This is a genomic window from Mycobacterium sp., assembly GCF_036490025.1.
GTDB lineage: Bacteria > Actinomycetota > Actinomycetes > Mycobacteriales > Mycobacteriaceae > Mycobacterium.
In genome coordinates this window covers 1-15936 of sequence record NZ_DASXEP010000130.1, presented here as the reverse complement: position 1 = coordinate 15936, position 15936 = coordinate 1, and the positions used below count along the sequence as shown (strand labels likewise).

At 65.5% G+C, this 15936-nt stretch carries 14 protein-coding genes, 1 tRNA gene and 1 pseudogene; 3 read left to right on the top strand and 13 right to left on the bottom strand.

What is annotated here, in order from left to right; genetic code table 11:
- Window positions 1–9: 9 nt before the first annotated feature.
- Window positions 10–85 (bottom strand) — tRNA-Thr (locus VGG53_RS14825).
- Window positions 86–149: 64 nt separating this feature from the next.
- Entirely contained in the window at window positions 150–1346 is a 1197-nt protein-coding gene (locus VGG53_RS14820) for a DNA polymerase III subunit delta' (RefSeq protein WP_331518817.1), read from the bottom strand.
- A gap of 73 nt (window positions 1347–1419) precedes the next feature.
- Between VGG53_RS14820 and VGG53_RS14815 the strand changes: the two genes are divergently transcribed.
- The gene (locus tag VGG53_RS14815; protein WP_331518816.1) at window positions 1420–3039 is read left to right on the top strand and encodes an adenylate/guanylate cyclase domain-containing protein; all 1620 of its coding nucleotides are present in this window, start codon (window positions 1420–1422) and stop codon (window positions 3037–3039) included.
- Here VGG53_RS14815 and VGG53_RS14810 read toward each other — a convergent pair.
- From VGG53_RS14810 to VGG53_RS14795, 4 genes are all read right to left on the bottom strand, one after another.
- Complete coding sequence (locus VGG53_RS14810; protein ID WP_331518815.1) at window positions 3036–3449, bottom strand: hypothetical protein; 414 nt, start codon at window positions 3447–3449, stop codon at window positions 3036–3038. The genes VGG53_RS14815 and VGG53_RS14810 overlap by 4 nt on opposite strands.
- A gap of 154 nt (window positions 3450–3603) precedes the next feature.
- Window positions 3604–6414 carry a type I DNA topoisomerase gene (topA, locus tag VGG53_RS14805; RefSeq protein WP_331518813.1) on the bottom strand — a complete coding sequence of 937 codons (2811 nt, stop codon included), beginning with the start codon at window positions 6412–6414 and terminating at the stop codon, window positions 3604–3606.
- Between the two features lie 178 nt (window positions 6415–6592).
- Window positions 6593–7171, bottom strand: a complete 579-nt coding sequence (locus VGG53_RS14800; protein ID WP_331518812.1) for a hypothetical protein — start codon at window positions 7169–7171, stop codon at window positions 6593–6595.
- 134 nt (window positions 7172–7305) lie between these two features.
- Window positions 7306–7509 (bottom strand): cold-shock protein, encoded by a 204-nt coding sequence (locus VGG53_RS14795; RefSeq protein ID WP_331518811.1) that lies wholly within the window; start codon window positions 7507–7509, stop codon window positions 7306–7308.
- A 336-nt stretch (window positions 7510–7845) separates the two neighbouring features.
- Between VGG53_RS14795 and VGG53_RS14790 the strand changes: the two genes are divergently transcribed.
- Window positions 7846–10188 carry a DEAD/DEAH box helicase gene (locus tag VGG53_RS14790; protein ID WP_331518810.1) on the top strand — a complete coding sequence of 781 codons (2343 nt, stop codon included), beginning with the start codon at window positions 7846–7848 and terminating at the stop codon, window positions 10186–10188.
- Between the two features lie 303 nt (window positions 10189–10491).
- Entirely contained in the window at window positions 10492–11517 is a 1026-nt protein-coding gene (locus VGG53_RS14785) for a PAS domain-containing protein (RefSeq protein WP_331518809.1), read from the top strand.
- Here VGG53_RS14785 and VGG53_RS14780 read toward each other — a convergent pair.
- The 7 genes and pseudogenes from VGG53_RS14780 to VGG53_RS14750 form a co-directional block, all read right to left on the bottom strand.
- The gene (locus VGG53_RS14780) at window positions 11514–11807 is read right to left on the bottom strand and encodes an Rv3654c family TadE-like protein (RefSeq protein ID WP_331518808.1); all 294 of its coding nucleotides are present in this window, start codon (window positions 11805–11807) and stop codon (window positions 11514–11516) included. The two genes, VGG53_RS14785 and VGG53_RS14780, sit on opposite strands and share 4 nt — an antisense overlap.
- A gap of 34 nt (window positions 11808–11841) precedes the next feature.
- Window positions 11842–12141: a TadE family type IV pilus minor pilin gene (locus VGG53_RS14775; protein WP_331518807.1), complete on the bottom strand. Its 300-nt coding sequence runs from the start codon at window positions 12139–12141 to the stop codon at window positions 11842–11844.
- Between the two features lie 23 nt (window positions 12142–12164).
- A pseudogene (locus VGG53_RS14770) lies at window positions 12165–12293 on the bottom strand (DUF4244 domain-containing protein); the annotation flags it as partial.
- A 284-nt stretch (window positions 12294–12577) separates the two neighbouring features.
- Complete coding sequence (locus VGG53_RS14765) at window positions 12578–13933, bottom strand: hypothetical protein (protein ID WP_331518806.1); 1356 nt, start codon at window positions 13931–13933, stop codon at window positions 12578–12580.
- Window positions 13934–13968: 35 nt separating this feature from the next.
- Window positions 13969–14361, bottom strand: a complete 393-nt coding sequence (locus VGG53_RS14760) for a hypothetical protein (protein ID WP_331518805.1) — start codon at window positions 14359–14361, stop codon at window positions 13969–13971.
- Window positions 14358–14681 carry a hypothetical protein gene (locus VGG53_RS14755; RefSeq protein WP_331518804.1) on the bottom strand — a complete coding sequence of 108 codons (324 nt, stop codon included), beginning with the start codon at window positions 14679–14681 and terminating at the stop codon, window positions 14358–14360. The genes VGG53_RS14760 and VGG53_RS14755 overlap by 4 nt, the downstream gene beginning before the upstream one ends.
- A 1011-nt stretch (window positions 14682–15692) precedes the next feature.
- Window positions 15693–15936, bottom strand: a 244-nt coding sequence (locus VGG53_RS14750; protein ID WP_331518803.1) for a hypothetical protein, incomplete at its 5' end; no start/stop codon positions are given.

Genomic DNA, 15936 nt, shown 5'->3' with positions numbered 1-15936 from the left:
GGGGCTGGGTGGAGCCACCTAGGAGAATCGAACTCCTGACCTGCTCATTACGAGTGAGCCGCTCTACCGACTGAGCTAAGGTGGCGTGCCCTGTCGGGCGGCACGAGTCTACGGCAGGCCCGTTGAAGCGCCCAAGTCCAAACCCGCGCCTAGTCGCGAAGCGCCTGGCCGATCGTGGCGACCATGGCGTCGACGGCGAACTTGGGTTTGACGTTGATGGCCAGCGCCTCGCGGCAGTCCAGCACCGCCTCGATGCAGCGCAGCAGCCGATCGGCCGGGACGTGGGCTGCCATCGCCGCGATCTGCGCTGTCATGTCGGGATGGTTGGGCCGCGCGCCGCCCGCACTGGCGGAGACCAGCACCGCGTCGCGGAAGTAGGTCGCCAGGTCGATCAGCGCCCGGTCCAGGGCATCGCGCGACGCCCGGGTCAGACGCGACTTCTGCCGTCGCTCAAGGTCTTTGATGGCGCCGGTGGCACCGCGCAGCACACCGGCGGTGCCCTTGCCGGTGCCGCCGGCCCCCAGCGCGGTGCGCAGCTCTTCGGTTTCGGCTTCGTCGCGCCCGGCAGTCAGCACTGCCGCTTCGTCCTCAGCAGCGGCTACCAGGGCCTCGGCGGCGCCGTAGGCCTTCGACCGGGTCGCGGCGTCGCGGGCCAGCCCCAACGCCTGTAGCCGGCGCTCGCGGGCCTGCGGATCGGTGGCGAGCCGTCGCGCCCGACCGACGTGGCCGCCGCTGACCGACGCTGCCCAGCGCGCGATCTCGGCCGAGAGCCCGTCGCTGTCGATCAAGACCTGCGCGATGGCGTCCGGCGGCGGCGTCACCAGCGCGACATGCCGGCAGCGGGACCGCAGCGTGATCGCGATGTCTTCGGGATCCACCGACGGCGCGCACAGCAGGAATACCGTTGACGGCGGCGGCTCCTCCACCACCTTGAGCAAAGCGTTCGCCGCGCCCTCGGTCAGCCGGTCGGCGTCCTCGATCAGGACGATCTGCCAGCGCCCGGTGCTGGGCCGGCGCGACGCGACCTGAACGATCGCGCGCATGTCGTCGACGCCGATGGACAGTCCCTCGGGGATGACTCGGCGCACGTCGCCGTGGGTGCCGGCCATCGTCGTTGTGCAGGAACGGCATTCCCCGCAGCCGGGGTCTCCGTCCGATGTGCACTGCAAGGCCGCCGCAAAGCACAGCGCGGCCACCGAGCGGCCCGAACCGGGCGGGCCGGTGATCAGCCAGGCATGCGTCATCGCGGCGCTGTGAGTCGAATCACCGCGGGCGGCCTGGGCAGCGGACACCAGGTCGGCCTCGACGGACTCCTGTCCGACCAGCCGTGCGAATACCCGTGACATCACCGGTAACAGTAGTGGCCGGCGCCGACGGCCCGCCCGGTCAGCGGCCGCCCACTGCCGTTTCGGCTACTTTTTGGTCCCCACCGACCGATACGGTGGGCAGGTGAGTAGGGCTGGCGCGCTTCCCAGACGGATCAGTGGATTCGTCCAGTGGTTCGTGCGCACCCCGTGGCCGGTGTTCACGCTGAGCCAGATGCAGGCCGACATCATCGGCGCGCTGCTGGTGCTGGGCTTCCTGCGCTACGGGCTGCCCCCCGAAGACCGCATCGAACTACAGAAGTTGCCGGCTCTCAACCTGGCTACCTTCGCCGGATCGGCCGTGCTGCTGTTCCTGGTCGGAACCCTGATCAGCGCGCGTCTGCTGGTGCCGGTGTTCCGGTGGCAACGCCGCGACGGTCTGCTAGCCGACAGCGATCCGGTCGCCACCGAGCTGGCCCGTAGCCGTGCGCTGCGAACGCCGTTTCACCGCACGGTGATCAACCTGGCGTCCTGGCTGATCGGCGGCGTGATCTTCATCGTGGCCAGCTGGCCGGTGGCCAACCACGCCGCGCCAGTGGTGGCGGTCGCCGTTGCCCTGGGGGCCACCGCCGTCGCGATCATCGGCTATCTGCAGTCCGAGCGGGTGCTGCGTCCGGTGGCCGTTGCCGCGCTGCGCGGCGGGCTGCCGGAGAACATCCGGGCATCGGGTGTGATCGGACGGCAGATGCTGGCCTGGGCGCTGTCCACCGGGGTGCCGCTGCTGACGATCGTGCTGACCGTGGTGGCCGACAAGGCCGAGTATCTGCATGGGCGGCCGGAGAAGCTGCTCAACCCGATCCTGCTGCTGGCATTGGCGGCGTTGGGCATCGGGCTGGCCAGCACGCTACTGGTGTCCACATCGATCGCCGACCCGCTGCGCCAGCTGCGCTGGGCGCTCGGCGAGGTGCAGCGCGGTAACTACAACGCCCACATGCAGATCTACGACGCCAGTGAGCTGGGCTTGCTGCAGGCCGGCTTCAACGACATGGTCCGTGACCTGTCCGAGCGGCAACGGCTGCGCGACCTGTTCGGTCGCTACGTGGGCGAAGACGTCGCCCGGCGTGCGCTGGAGCGCGGCGCCGAACTGGGCGGCCAGGAGCGCGATGTCGCGGTGCTGTTCGTCGACCTGGTCGGCTCGACGGAGCTGGCGTCCACGCAACCGCCCGCCGAAGTGGTCAGCCTGCTCAACGAGTTCTTTCGGGTGGTGGTGGATACCGTCGGCCGGCACGGTGGTTTCGTCAACAAGTTCCAGGGTGACGCGGCACTGGCCATCTTCGGGGCGCCGATTGAGCATCCGGACGCCTCCGGCGGCGCACTCGCGGCGGCCCGCGAACTGCACGACGAACTGCTGCCGGTGATCGGCTCGGCGGAATTCGGTATCGGGGTGTCCTCCGGCCGGGCCATCGCTGGCCATATCGGCGCGCTGGCCCGGTTCGAATACACGGTGATCGGCGACCCGGTCAACGAGGCGGCGCGGCTCACCGAGCTGGCCAAGCTCGAAGACGGACACGTGCTGGCCTCGGCTGTCGCGGTCAGCGGCGCGCTTGATGCCGAAGCGTTGTGCTGGGATGTGGCCGAGGTTGTCGGACTACGCGGCCGTACCGCGCCGACTCAATTGGCCCGGCCACTGAATCTGGCTGCGCCAGAAGAAGTGTCCAGCGACGTCAGCGGCTAGCGACCCGCAGGCGGCGGGGCTGGCGGCTGCGGGCTCAGGTCGCCCGGCAGGATCGGCCCGATGTCGATGAACGGCTTGCCCTGCGGGTCCGGGGTGCCGGCCGGGTCGTTACCGAGGTTCAACAGGTCACTGAGGCCCGGCACACTGGCCGGGTGACTGCCCTCGAGCACCCCGGCGTCGGACTCGGTGATGTTCTGCACCACGACGGGGCTCTCCAGGCCACCCATCACCTGCAGTAAGTCCGCGACGGAGGGGGTGGTCGCATCGGGGTTGTCGTGCGAGTCGTTGGAGAGCTGCATCGCGGGCACCTCGACGTCGCGCAGTGGCGGCGACGACGGGGCGACGATGAGGATGCTGACGCCGCCGAGCGCAACACCAGCGGTGATGCAGTATCGGACAGCGGCTCGCATGACTCTCCCCTAGGTGACGCCGGGACGGATCCACGACATGTGTAGGGATCACTGTACCTGAGAAGTGGCTGAGAATCACCAACTAATTTCCGCAACGCGGAAGAAAGGTTTGCTGAGGTCCGCCAAGCCGACAGGTGCGGCCCAATATGCCCTGCTAGCTGCGCTTGGCGGCTTTCTTGGCGGCCGTCTTCTTGGCGGGAGCTTTACGCGCGGTTTTCTTGGCCGTCCGCTTCACCGGGCCACGGGCACGGCGATCAGCCAGCAGTTCGGCGGCGCGCTCGTCGGTGATCGACAGCACGTCGTCACCCTTGCGCAGGCTCGCATTGGTCTCCCCGTCGGTGACGTAGGGGCCGAACCGGCCGTCTTTGATCACCATCGGCATGGCTGACGCCGGGTCGTTGCCCAGCTCACGCAGCGGCGGCGCCGCCGCACCCTGCCGCCCGCGTCGTTTCGGTTCGGCGTAGAGCTTCAGCGCGTCTTCGAGGGTGATGTCGAATATCTGGTCTTCCGTCGCCAACGATCGAGAGTCGTTGCCGCGCTTGAGATATGGGCCGTAGCGACCGTTCTGCGCGGTGATCTCCTCGCCTGCTTCAGGGTCGACGCCGACTACCCGCGGCAGCGACAGCAGCTTCAACGCGTCCTCGAGCGTCACCGTCTGCAGATCCATGCTGCGCAGCAGCGAGCCGGTTCGCGGCTTGGGGTCGGTGGGCTTCTTACCCTTTTTGGCCGGCTGTCCGGCAGCGCCGTCGTCGTCGTCCGGCTTGGGCAGCACCTCGGTGACGTAGGGACCGTATCGACCGTCCTTGGCGACGATCTCGTGTCCGGTGTCCGGATCGACACCGAGCGTGCGCCCCTCTTGCGGCGTCGCGAACAGCTCCTCGGCGATGCCGAGGGTCAACTCGTCGGGAGTCAGGGAGTCCTGCAGGTTGGCCCGCTGCGGGGTCGGTTCGCCGTCGTCGCCGACCACTATCCGCTCCAGATACGGGCCGTTCTTGCCCACCCGCACATTGACAGCGCGCCCCTGCGCGTCGTCGAAAAGCTTGATGGAGTTGACTTCTCGCGCGTCGATGCCTTCGAGGTTGACGCCGACCAGCTTCTTCAGCCCACCGGCGCGCGCCACCGAGTCGGCCACGCCGTGGTCGCCACCGAAGTAGAAGTTGGTGAGCCAGTTGGTACGCCGCTCGGTGCCTGATGCGATCGCGTCGAGTTCGTCCTCCATCGCCGCGGTGAAGCCGTAGTCGACGAGCCGGCCGAAATGCTGCTCCAGCAAACCGGTGACGGCGAACGCAACCCAGGACGGCACCAGCGCGCTGCCCTTCTTGTGGACGTAGCCGCGGTCTTGGATGGTCTTGATGATCGACGAATAGGTTGACGGCCGCCCGATGCCGAGCTCTTCGAGAGCCTTGATCAGCGACGCCTCGGTGTAGCGGGCTGGCGGGTTGGTGGAGTGGCCGTCCGGGGTCAACTCGGTGGCATCCACTCGCTGACCCTGGGTCAGGTGCGGCAGCCGGCGCTCGGCGTCGTCGGCCTCGCCGCCAGCCTGATCGTCCACGGTCTCCACGTAGGCCTTGAGAAAGCCCGGGAAAGTCAGTGTGCGACCGCTGGCGGAGAACACGACCTGGCGGCCGTCGGATTCACCGTTGATCCGCAGGCTCAGCGTGGTGCCGCGGGCGTCGGCCATCTGCGAGGCGACCGTGCGCTGCCAGATCAGCTCGTAGAGCCGGAAATCGTCGCCGTCGAGCTCGCGCCGCACGGCGTCGGGGGTGGCGAAGGTTTCCCCCGCGGGCCGGATCGCCTCGTGGGCCTCCTGGGCGTTCTTCACCTTGCGGGTGTATTGGCGCGCCGACGGATAGACGTACTCCTCGCCGTAGAGCTGACGGGCCTGGGTACGGGCCGCGTCGATCGCCGACTGCGACAGCGTCGTCGAGTCGGTACGCATGTAGGTGATGTAGCCGTTCTCGTAGAGCCGTTGGGCGATGCTCATCGTGCGCTCGGCGGAGAACCGGAGCTTGCGGCCGGCCTCCTGCTGCAGCGTCGACGTCATGAACGGCGCGTACGGCCGACGGGTGTACGGCTTCTCCTCGACGGATGCGACCGCGAGTTGCGCGCCCCGCAGCCCGGTGGCCAACGCCGTCGCGCGGGCTTCGTCGAGCACGGTCACTTCGTCGGCTTTGCGCAACTGACCCAGCGAGTCGAAGTCGCGGCCGGTCGCCACCCGCAGTCCGTCGACGGCGGTCAGCCGGGCGTTGAAGGTCGGCGGGTGGGCCTTGGGGTCGGACACGCTGGCGTCCAGCTCGGCCACCACGTCCCAGTAGGCCGCACTGCGAAACGCCATGCGGTCACGTTCGCGCTGCACGATGATCCGAGTGGCCACCGACTGGACCCGGCCCGCTGACAGCTTGGGCGCGACCTTCTTCCACAGCACCGGGCTGACCTCGTAGCCGTACAGCCGGTCCAGGATGCGGCGGGTTTCCTGGGCATCGACCAGGTCGATGTCCAGGTCGCGGGGGTTTTCGGCGGCTTCCAGGATCGCCTGCTCGGTGATCTCGTGGAAAACCATCCGCTTGATGGGAATGCGCGGTTTGAGGGTCTCCAGCAGGTGCCAGGCGATCGCCTCGCCCTCGCGGTCACCATCCGTGGCCAGATAGAGCTCGTCGACGTCTTTGAGCAGGCCCTTGAGCTCGGTGACCGTGCTCTTCTTGTCCGGGCTGATGATGTAGAGCGGTTCGAAGTCCTCGTCGACGTTGACCCCGAGCCGGGCCCACGGCTGCGACTTGTACTTCGCCGGCACATCGGCCGCTGCGCGCGGGAGGTCGCGGATGTGCCCCCGAGAGGACTCGACGATGTAATTAGCGCCCAGGTAACCGGCTAATTTACGTGCTTTGGTCGGCGACTCGACAATGACGAGTCGCCGCGTGGCGCCATTGCCCCGTCTTTCAGGGCCACCTCGGTCGCCTTCAGCCACCTCTATTTACGCTCGCTTTCATTTACTTCCGCCTCTGAGCGGGCCTCGCGGATAGAAGTTCCGCGACCGGCCAGCGTCGCGTCTGCGGCGCCCTTCGGCCCGGCTGACACCTGACAATGTGGCATTCGGGATGAGCCGACGCAAACCGACCCCCCGTCCAGTGGCCGTCCAATCACCGCTAAACGTGCGGCCAGAAGGGCAACGCCTCGGCGACCTCGGGCGGTTCCCCAACGTTTTCTACCAGGCGCGATAGCCGGCGACGGCCGCTGATCCGCAGCGCGGGCCGGGCTCCCCGGGTGCCGATCAAGGTCGGCGCTATCCCGACGCGCATCAGCGCCGACGCCAGCGGCGAATGGGTGTCCGGCGCGTGGGGGTCCAGCCCCAGGAGATAACGGTCGGCCTCCGGGCCGCCGGCGGCCAATGTCCATGCCCGCAGCTCCCGCGGCCCGGGCAACCACGGAGGCGGCACGGTCTTCACCGCGCCACGCGTCCACTCCGCGGCGATGGGGCGCAAGCTGGCGTCGACCGCCGTCCGCACCAATGGCGTGTTCTCCTCCGTGACGGTGATCTCGGCGGTCAGACCGGCCTCGTCGATCATCTGGCCCAACGCCTGCGCCCGCCACGCCTGATCGACGACCACCGACAGCCGGGCCCCGCCGCCGACCATCACGATTTGTCCTGCGGCAGCCAGCACCCCGGTGAGATCGCTGACCGCAGGCGGCAACGACTCAGCCGAGAAAAAGGACAGCTGGCTCACGTCAATGACAGTAAGCGCCCAGCCAACAATGCACGCCATGGCGTGCGGGGGGTGGGGTGCTTAGATGACGAAAACCCCCCAAACGAACCCGATAACTCCGGATCGTGCGGGGGGTTTGTCGTTTGGAAGGCTTATCAGACGGAGCGGACTCCGGTGGCCTGAGGACCCTTGGGGCTCTGACCGACCTCGAACTCGACCCGCTGATTCTCCTCAAGGGTGCGGAAGCCGCTTCCCTGGATTTCCGTGTAGTGGACGAACACGTCGGCCGAACCGTCTTCGGGGGCAATGAAGCCGAATCCCTTTTCCGCGTTGAACCACTTCACAGTTCCCTGTGGCATTTCTCGATTGTTCCTTTACTTCTCGGGTGCGGAGCATCACCTCGATGCTCCGGGCCCGTTCCGACCGCTATACCTTGCCGAGTCGCCGGAACTTCACCCGACCTACAACCTCGCAGGAACCGCGACCGCAACGTCGATCCTGCGAAAGTTTGACACGAACACAGAAGCTGCGACCGCAAACAGTCAACCATGTTCGTCGCCTCAGCAACAGTCTCAGATGATCAATTGGACTACCACGAGGTAAACAATTCAGGTGCGACGTCGAAACGCCTGGCCGCAACCGGGCTATCGGTCGCGGTTTTTGGCGGTCAATTGGGATCAGGAGGCGCGAAAACCATGGTGACGTTCGGCAGCGAGCTGCTCGCCGCCGCGGTGGCCGGCACCGCGGTGGACGAACACCCGCTCCGTCATGTCGCCGAGCTGCCGGCGCGGCATGGACGCCAACACCCTTGGCCGACATGGGTTGAGCCCGACGTGCTCCGTGCATTCAACGACCGCGGCATCAGTTCGCCATGGGCACACCAGGTTCAGGCGGCGGAGCTGGCTCACGCCGGCCGCCACGTGGTGATCAGCACCGGCACCGCATCTGGTAAATCGCTGGCCTACCAACTCCCCATCCTCAATGCGCTGGCAACCGATCCGCGCGCCCGCGCGCTGTACATCTCGCCGACGAAAGCCCTTGGCCACGACCAGCTGCGCGCCGCGCACAGCTTGACCGCGGCGATCCCCCGGCTGAGTGATATCGCGCCGACGGCTTACGACGGCGACAGTCCCGCCGAGGTGCGACGCCTCGCGCGGGAGCGTTCTCGCTGGGTGTTCTCCAATCCTGACATGGTCCACCTGGCGCTACTGCGAAACCATGCCCGCTGGGCGGTCTTCCTGCGCGGGCTGCGCTTTGTGGTGGTCGACGAATGCCATTACTACCGAGGCGTTTTCGGTTCGAACGTCGCGATGGTGCTGCGTCGCCTGCTGCGGTTGTGCGCCCGCTATGGCGCCGGCCCGACTATGACACCGACGGTGATCTTCGCCAGCGCAACGACGGCGGCACCGGGTGCGACCGCCGCCGAGCTGATCGGGCAGCCGGTCGAGGAGATCACCGAAGATGCCTCTCCGCAGGGCGCCCGGACGGTGGCGTTGTGGGAGCCGGCGCTGCGCGCCGACCTCACCGGTGAGAACGGCGCTCCGGTAAGGCGGTCCGCTGGTAGCGAGGCGGCACGCGTGATGGCCGACTTGATCGCCGAAGGGGCGCGCACGCTGACCTTCGTCCGCTCGCGGCGCGGCGCGGAACTGACCGCGCTGGCAACGCGCGCGCGGCTGGAAGACATCGCTCCGCAGCTGACCGACACGGTGGCGTCCTATCGGGCGGGTTATCTGCCCGAGGACCGCAACGCACTCGAGCAGGCGCTGCTCGACGGACGGCTGCGGGGCCTGGCCACGACCAACGCGCTGGAACTCGGCATCGATATTGCCGGACTGGACGCGGTGGTGCTGGCCGGCTTTCCCGGGACGGTCACGTCGTTTTGGCAGCAGGCCGGCCGATCCGGTCGGCGCGGACAGGGTGCGCTGGTGGTGCTGGTCGCCCGCGACGATCCGCTGGACACCTATCTGGTACACAATCCCGCCGCGCTGCTGGACAAACCGATCGAGCGGGTCGTGATCGACCCGGCCAATCCCTATATCCTCGGACCGCAGTTGCTCTGTGCTGCAACGGAATTACCGATCGACGATGCCGAGATGCGGGTGCTGGGTGCCGAGGATGTCGCCCACCAGTTGGTCGACGACGGGCTACTGCGACGGCGGTCCGGCAAGTACTATCCGGCACCGGGCGTGGATCCCCATCCGGCAGTGGACATTCGTGGTCCGACGGGTGGCCAGGTCGTCATTGTCGAGGGCGAGACCGGACGGCTGCTGGGAACGGCCGGGGCGGGCCAGGCGGCGGCTTCGGTACATCCGGGCGCGGTGTATCTGCACCAGGGCGAGAGTTATGTCGTCGACTCGCTGGATTTCGACGAAGGTCTGGCATTCGTCCACGCCGAGGATCCCGGATATGCAACATTCGCCCGCGAACTCACCGACATCGCGGTGACCGGAGCCGGCGAACGCCAGGTTTTCGGACCGGTCACCCTGGGTCTGGTACCGGTCAGCGTGACCAATCACATCGTCGGCTACTTGCGCCGCCGACTGACCGGCGAGGTCATCGACTTCGTCGAGCTGGATATACCACCGCACACCCTGGACACCGCCGCAGTCATGTACACCATCACGCCAGAAGCACTGCACCGCAACGGAATCGATCCGCTCAGAATCCCGGGCTCGCTGCATGCCGCCGAGCACGCCGCGATCGGGCTGCTACCGTTGGTGGCCAGCTGCGATCGCGGCGACATCGGCGGATTGTCCACGGCGGTGGGACCGGAATCCGAAGGCCTACCAAGCGTCTTCGTCTACGACGGTTACCCCGGCGGAGCCGGCTTCGCCGAACAGGGTTTCCGCCGGGCCGGCACCTGGCTGGGCGCCACCGCCGCCGCCATCGAGGCATGCGAGTGCCCGTCGGGATGCCCGTCCTGTGTGCAATCACCGAAATGCGGTAACGGTAACGATCCGCTGGATAAGGCGGGAGCGGTGCAGGTGCTGGGTTTGGTGCTGGCTGCGCTGGCTAACCAGACTCAGACATACGGATGACGACCGACCCCTCGAACGGTCGACTTCCATATGGCCATGTTTGCGGCAGCCGCTATGAAAGCGCTTTCCTCGCTGACGAAGAAACGCGTGCGTGCGAAAAATACAACACGAAGAACGGTTGGACAACGCAAGCCGTTCAACATTCCGCAATGGCGCAGCAGCAAAATACCTGCCGGTCGGTGATGTGTGCAAGTCCGCGCCGCGTGTGTCACAGCCGCCCACAGGTTCGTCACAGTGAAAGTCACGCGGATTCGACAGGGAGCCAACGGGTTATCGGCCAGCCGGCCGGTAAACTAGTGAGCTATGGCCAACGAGTGGTTACTCGTGGAAACGCTGGGTACCGAACCGGCCGTAGTGGCAATGGGCCGTCAATTGCGAAACCTGGTTCCAATAGCCACGTTCTTACGGCGTAACCCGCGCCGCGCCGCTATCCAGTCCGCGATCGCTGAGTCGCTGCAAACCAGCCAGAGCCTTGCCAGCATCACCCCCAAAAACGACCGCGTGATCTGCACCGAACCGGTATTGATGTCCGACGGCCGGATCCACGGTGTACATGTCTGGAGCGGGCCGGCCGGTGGCGAACCGCCGGAGCGACCGATTCCGGGTCCGCTGAAGTGGGACATGACCCTCGGAGTGGCCACCGATACGCCGGAGTCACTGGCCAACATGGGCAGGAATGTGGAGCTCGAGGACGCTGAGGAGCGCGCGTTCGCCGAATGCTGGCCATCGGGTGATCTCAAACCGAATGAAGGCCGGGCGCTCGCGGCGGCGATCAGGTCGCAACCGGGCCACACCGTATGCGACACCTGGGACGGCACTGATTGGCAGGGCGACCACATTCGAGTGAGCTTCGTCGCCCGCAATGGCCTGGAACCGGGGGCAGACGGTCGCGATCACATGATCGCCCGGGGAATGAATTGGCGTGCCGAACCCGCCGACCGGCCCCCATCGCCCGATCGGCTCGCCCAGCAGATCCTGCACGGGCTGGCCCGTCCCGGAGTGCACCGGGCGCTGTTCGACCCGCACAGCTGGACGCTGCTGAAGTGGCTCGACGAGCCGTGCCCGTTCTACGACTGGCGGCGCATCAGCACCGATGCCCCGCGGATGCATCCCAGCGACGCAGCGAAGATGACGGCGATGACCAACGAGTTCGCCGCCGGCACCACCTGCGGAGTGCTCCGGATGCCCGGCCATGACGGCGGATGGGTGCCGGTGCATGTGACGGTCAACCGGGTGGAAATCGATCAGGAGACATCCGCCGGGCTCGTCGCGCTGCGGTTACCGACCGAATCCGAGCTCGCCAAGGCGGGTCTGCCCGACACCGACTAAACCGGGCCGGCGCGGGCGACGGCACGCGCCGCACCCCATCGCCCGACTGCCAGCGCCGCCTCGATCGTGACTACGACATCCAGGTCGTCGACGGCGCAGTCGGCGGTGTTGACCCGCATCGCGTGGGCCACCGCGTGGGCCCGCGCGCACGCGGTCCCGGGTCCGGCGGGGACTCCCGCCGCGGCGGCCAGCGCGGCCAGATCGGCCGCGGCCTGAGCCCGGTGCCGCGCCACCACCGCGGCACCCAGGTACGCGCTGCCGACAGTGACTGACAACAGCACGACGACCATCGCGGTCGCGACGACGGTGGCAGAGCCCCGCTCGTCACTGCGGTTCGACCGCCGCCACCGCGGTGGCCGCGATGTGCAACGCGGACAGCAGATTCGACCGGGCGACGACCGTTGCGACGACGAATTCGCCATCGCGGCGCAGCTGCACGGCGGCACCGCCGGGCGCGACGCCGCGGGCGGCGTCGATGGCCGACCGCTCGTCACCACGCGCGGCCAGCCGGGCAGCCTCACGCGCGGCGTCGATACAGCGGACTTCCATCGACACCGCTGCGATGCCGGCCAGGCACACCATGAGTACCGAGACCAGCGCGGCGACACCGAATGCCGCCTCCACCGTGGCCGCACCGGCATCGTCGGCTAGGCCTTGGTGTTCAGCGCGCGGGCGATGATGTTTGTCAACGCCGTCACGACGGAGTCGCCGGTCACGACCGTGTAAAGGATCGCGGCGAACGCCGCCGCCGCGATGGTGCCGATGGCGTACTCGATTGCCTCATTTTACAACACAGTCTGCTCGGTAGCATTGGAAATGTGATGGATTTGGGCATGGACCTAACGGTTAACGGCTTCTTCTTCTATATCGAAGTTGAGAGGCTCGAACCCCCCGTAGGCCGTGTCTTTACGCACGAGGCCAAAGTCACCCGAGTCATTGACCGTGTGAATGAGTGCGACGTTCGTGCGGGCGCTCACATCTTCTTGGGCAAGGACATGGACGAGGCGGTGCGAAAGACTGCTGCGAGCGCTACAGCTTGGGCGCAGCAGCGCAGACCGATCTAGGTGCGGTCCGTGCGCCGCAGGTCGGTTGAGAGCATGCTGGGGCGGTCGGACGGTTGGGTGGCCTGTGCCCGCTCAGCCATCCGCGAGATCAGCCCCTCAAGGGCGGAAGGTTCATGACCGCTGACGATCTCCGCTTGAATGGCCCTCTTGACGAGCGCGTGGGCTTCAGGCGCTCGTAGAGGGTCGTCGCCTAGTCCGGTCGTCACATGCACGTGGTCCCGTTCGATGGCGATCTTTACGGGGAAGGTGCTAGTGCTCTTGGACATCTGATCACCCGAGTCAGATCGCCGCAGCGACAGCCTGAATGAGATATTGGCCAACGGTCGTCCGTCAACCACGATGAATCGGCATGCCTGGACGGAATCCAGAACATGAGTTCCCTCAAACCGCACAGCTGTCAGAGCTGGCTTACTGCTGTCACTCACATCCGTGTTATCAAATTTGAATCTTGCGACGGTTAGGTTTATTCCCGTGACGATGTGATTAGGGATCCGGTTCTCAAGGATGTTGAGTAAGAATAACGAAGATCCGTGCACGAGACCCCTGACACGAGACGCATCACTTCCCGCATTCGGTACATAATCGAGAGTGTGTTCACCGAATACCGCAGTAGCGGCAAATACTGCAGCTCTTGAAGCTCGAATCGTGGAGTTACCTACCTCGACAATCCGGATATGAGGCAAAATATCAACGGCAATTTCATCGGAACTCCGCACCGGAACCAACTTGGCAGAGCTATCTACCTGCTCGACATCAGTTGTATACGACATGTACCTGCCGTAAACGCGAATCCCGTGATCAATAAGCTTCAGGTCTGTAAACGCATACCACTGCGCCACCCCTACGCGGATGTATCGACCCATGTATTGGCTAATCTCCGACTCGATCCGCTCCGTTATTCCGGGGTCGGGCGATAAGGCGTAGAGCCTGGAGACGTGCGAGTTGTCCGGCGTGGGTTCTTCTACGTGGTCGAGGACGAACTGGGCTACTGCGTCCGGGTCCCACCCAAGCGATCTGGCAACGACCTCAGCCAAATCCTCGGCGGAATACCGCGAAGGAGGACTCTCCATCACGTCTTGCGCGCCGCGACGAAGCGCGGAGAGTTTGAGGCCGAGAAGCGCCTTCTTGGAAACTTCATGGCGCAGTTCGGTCTTGTCTATCCAGTCGTCAGAATCTAGAGATACAGCCGGAATAATCTCGTCCTCTAAATATCTACGAATGTCCCTCTTAAGGAGGTCGCTAAAGTCGGGGGTGGTAGGCTCTTCCTCCGATTCTGGAGCGAACTGCTCCGAGATTTCGGCCACGAAGTTGAAGAGCTTATTTGCACGCTCGTCCAGAAGTTCGTCTCGCATGACCGAATTGGGAGACTTCCGAGTTATAGCCACCGTTAGTCGCCCCCTCTCTGTCCACGCACCAATTCACGAACATAAATTTGCATAATCAACCAACCGGCGGCACAGCAGATATCATACCATCTGTCTTTGTCATTAGGCAGCGTACTAATATCTGATATGTAATCGGCAAGTGAATTATTGCGCCTAACTATCAATCCCATCATATTCGCAACAGTTTCAAGCGCCCCCGAATCGGCTAATCGAATGTCGGAGCTTTCACTTTCCACGTCAAGGGAAACCACACCCTGATACAAAGTGCCCACTACTTTCAGCATTTCTTTCCTCTGAGGACAATGCTTGTCGGACTCAAACCATCCCTCCATTGCAAAGGCCTCTACGTCTGCACGATAGTGGGCCGGTATGACAACGCGCTGGCGCAGTGTCACTTTCGCTTCCTCACACCCAGCGCCAGCATCACAGCGAACACGGGTTGGAAGAGCACAGCCAGCAGCATGACGACCGCCACAACCACTTCTCGCCAAGGCCGCAGAGACCCTCCGGTGTACATTCCGGCCCAAGCAAAGGCAGCCCCGAGGCCAAGGACACCTACGGCGACCGCCGCCGCCATCGCAAGAACAAAGCCGGGAACGGGGAGCGCGGCTACGGCCTGCCGCCCAGGAGCCACAAAGGTCGCGGTGAGACTTACGACGGCCAGCATAAAGGCCTCGATGGTGAGTAACGTCGATAAAGCCTGCGCGTCAGTCACCGTGCGCCCGAATGACGGGGTCGAAAGGCCTCCACGATTCGGACCATAGCAATCTGCGGCGTTGATTCACGTCATTTGACCTGCTCTGCCAATGTGTCGGGAGCCCGCCCCATCTTGGCGGGATTAACCAATCGACCTGAGTTGTCCGACGTACTCGCGTTGAAGATCAACTCATCGGGACAGGAGGCCGTGGATTGGCCGGACTAAGGAGCCGCCGAGCATTTCACTTCGGAATCGGTTATCCGGCGTCATCGGCGCATTCCCCGCCGACGAGCGCCCTCTATCCGTAGGTTGGTCAGTCGCTCCTCCTCGGTGTACTCGTTGTCGTCAACCCACTCTTTCGACTTCTTCCAGGGCTTCTGCCCAGCCCGGGCTCGCTCGTTCGCGTGTAACGAGCGGCACGGGTTGCAGTTGCTATTCCCGCAGTGGGTCAGGCTGTGACCCGGTGACGGCGGCACGTATTCCTCGGGCCAGACTTCTCTACGCATATGAATCTCCTTATGTGGCTTTGTTATCCGGGCTGCTTCGGTGGTTCTCTGCGGCCCGCTGCCGCACTGGCGCGGGCTCGGCTTGGCACTTATCCCGCCTGCTGCACTGCGGGGTTGTGCGCCACGCACAGGGCTAGTGCGCCGGGTGTGGGTCAGGTTCGGCAGGGCGTGGCCTGCCTGGGTTCCTGGGTGCGGGTAGGCCCTGCCCCCGCCCCCCGTGGGTGGCTACCGCAGGGCACTAGGGCACGGGTGGGCAGTGGGTGGCCTAGTGAGTGTTGGCTTAGGGCCTGTGCCTGGCCTGCCCCGCTGGGGGTGTGGGTAGGTGCCGGCCTCCGGGTGGGCCTGCCCCCAGGGGGAGCACCCCTCCCCCCGCCTGTCTGGGACCGGTCGGTAATGCGTCTGCCCCGTCCTGTACGGGTTCCAAGGTCGATCAGGTTCCCCACAACCCCAAAAGCCCAGCTCGTATGACAGTGGGAGTGACGTGGACCACTTTGGCCAGGATCAGCCGGGTCTCAGCCGTCGTCTACTCCGGCTGCTCGACGGGGCCGTACATCAGGTGCCGCCACGCTACGTCGCTGATTCCGACGCCTCGGGCTACCTCCCGCACGCGGTCCAGCTCGCGGTGGTAGCTCGCCCATGCGTCCGCCACGCAGACCGCCTCAGCCCACAATGTGGGCGCACCTACGGCATCGCAGATCCGCCGCGCCGCTTGCAGTTCCCGCTCCACGCCACGGCAGCCGGCGGAACAGTGGCGGTTGCTAGTTTCC

What these genes read in the sequence shown, in the direction of transcription:
- VGG53_RS14785 (WP_331518809.1), top strand. Translation starts at nt 10,492, where the DNA reads ATGGCCAACGAGTGGTTACTCGTGGAAACGCTGGGTACCGAACCGGCC.
- VGG53_RS14795 (WP_331518811.1), bottom strand. Translation starts at nt 7,509, where the DNA reads ATGCCACAGGGAACTGTGAAGTGGTTCAACGCGGAAAAGGGATTCGGC.
- VGG53_RS14780 (WP_331518808.1), bottom strand. Translation starts at nt 11,807, where the DNA reads ATGGTCGTCGTGCTGTTGTCAGTCACTGTCGGCAGCGCGTACCTGGGT.
- VGG53_RS14810 (WP_331518815.1), bottom strand. Translation starts at nt 3,449, where the DNA reads ATGCGAGCCGCTGTCCGATACTGCATCACCGCTGGTGTTGCGCTCGGC.
- VGG53_RS14820 (WP_331518817.1), bottom strand. Translation starts at nt 1,346, where the DNA reads ATGTCACGGGTATTCGCACGGCTGGTCGGACAGGAGTCCGTCGAGGCC.
- VGG53_RS14765 (WP_331518806.1), bottom strand. Translation starts at nt 13,933, where the DNA reads ATGCGAGACGAACTTCTGGACGAGCGTGCAAATAAGCTCTTCAACTTC.
- VGG53_RS14790 (WP_331518810.1), top strand. Translation starts at nt 7,846, where the DNA reads ATGGTGACGTTCGGCAGCGAGCTGCTCGCCGCCGCGGTGGCCGGCACC.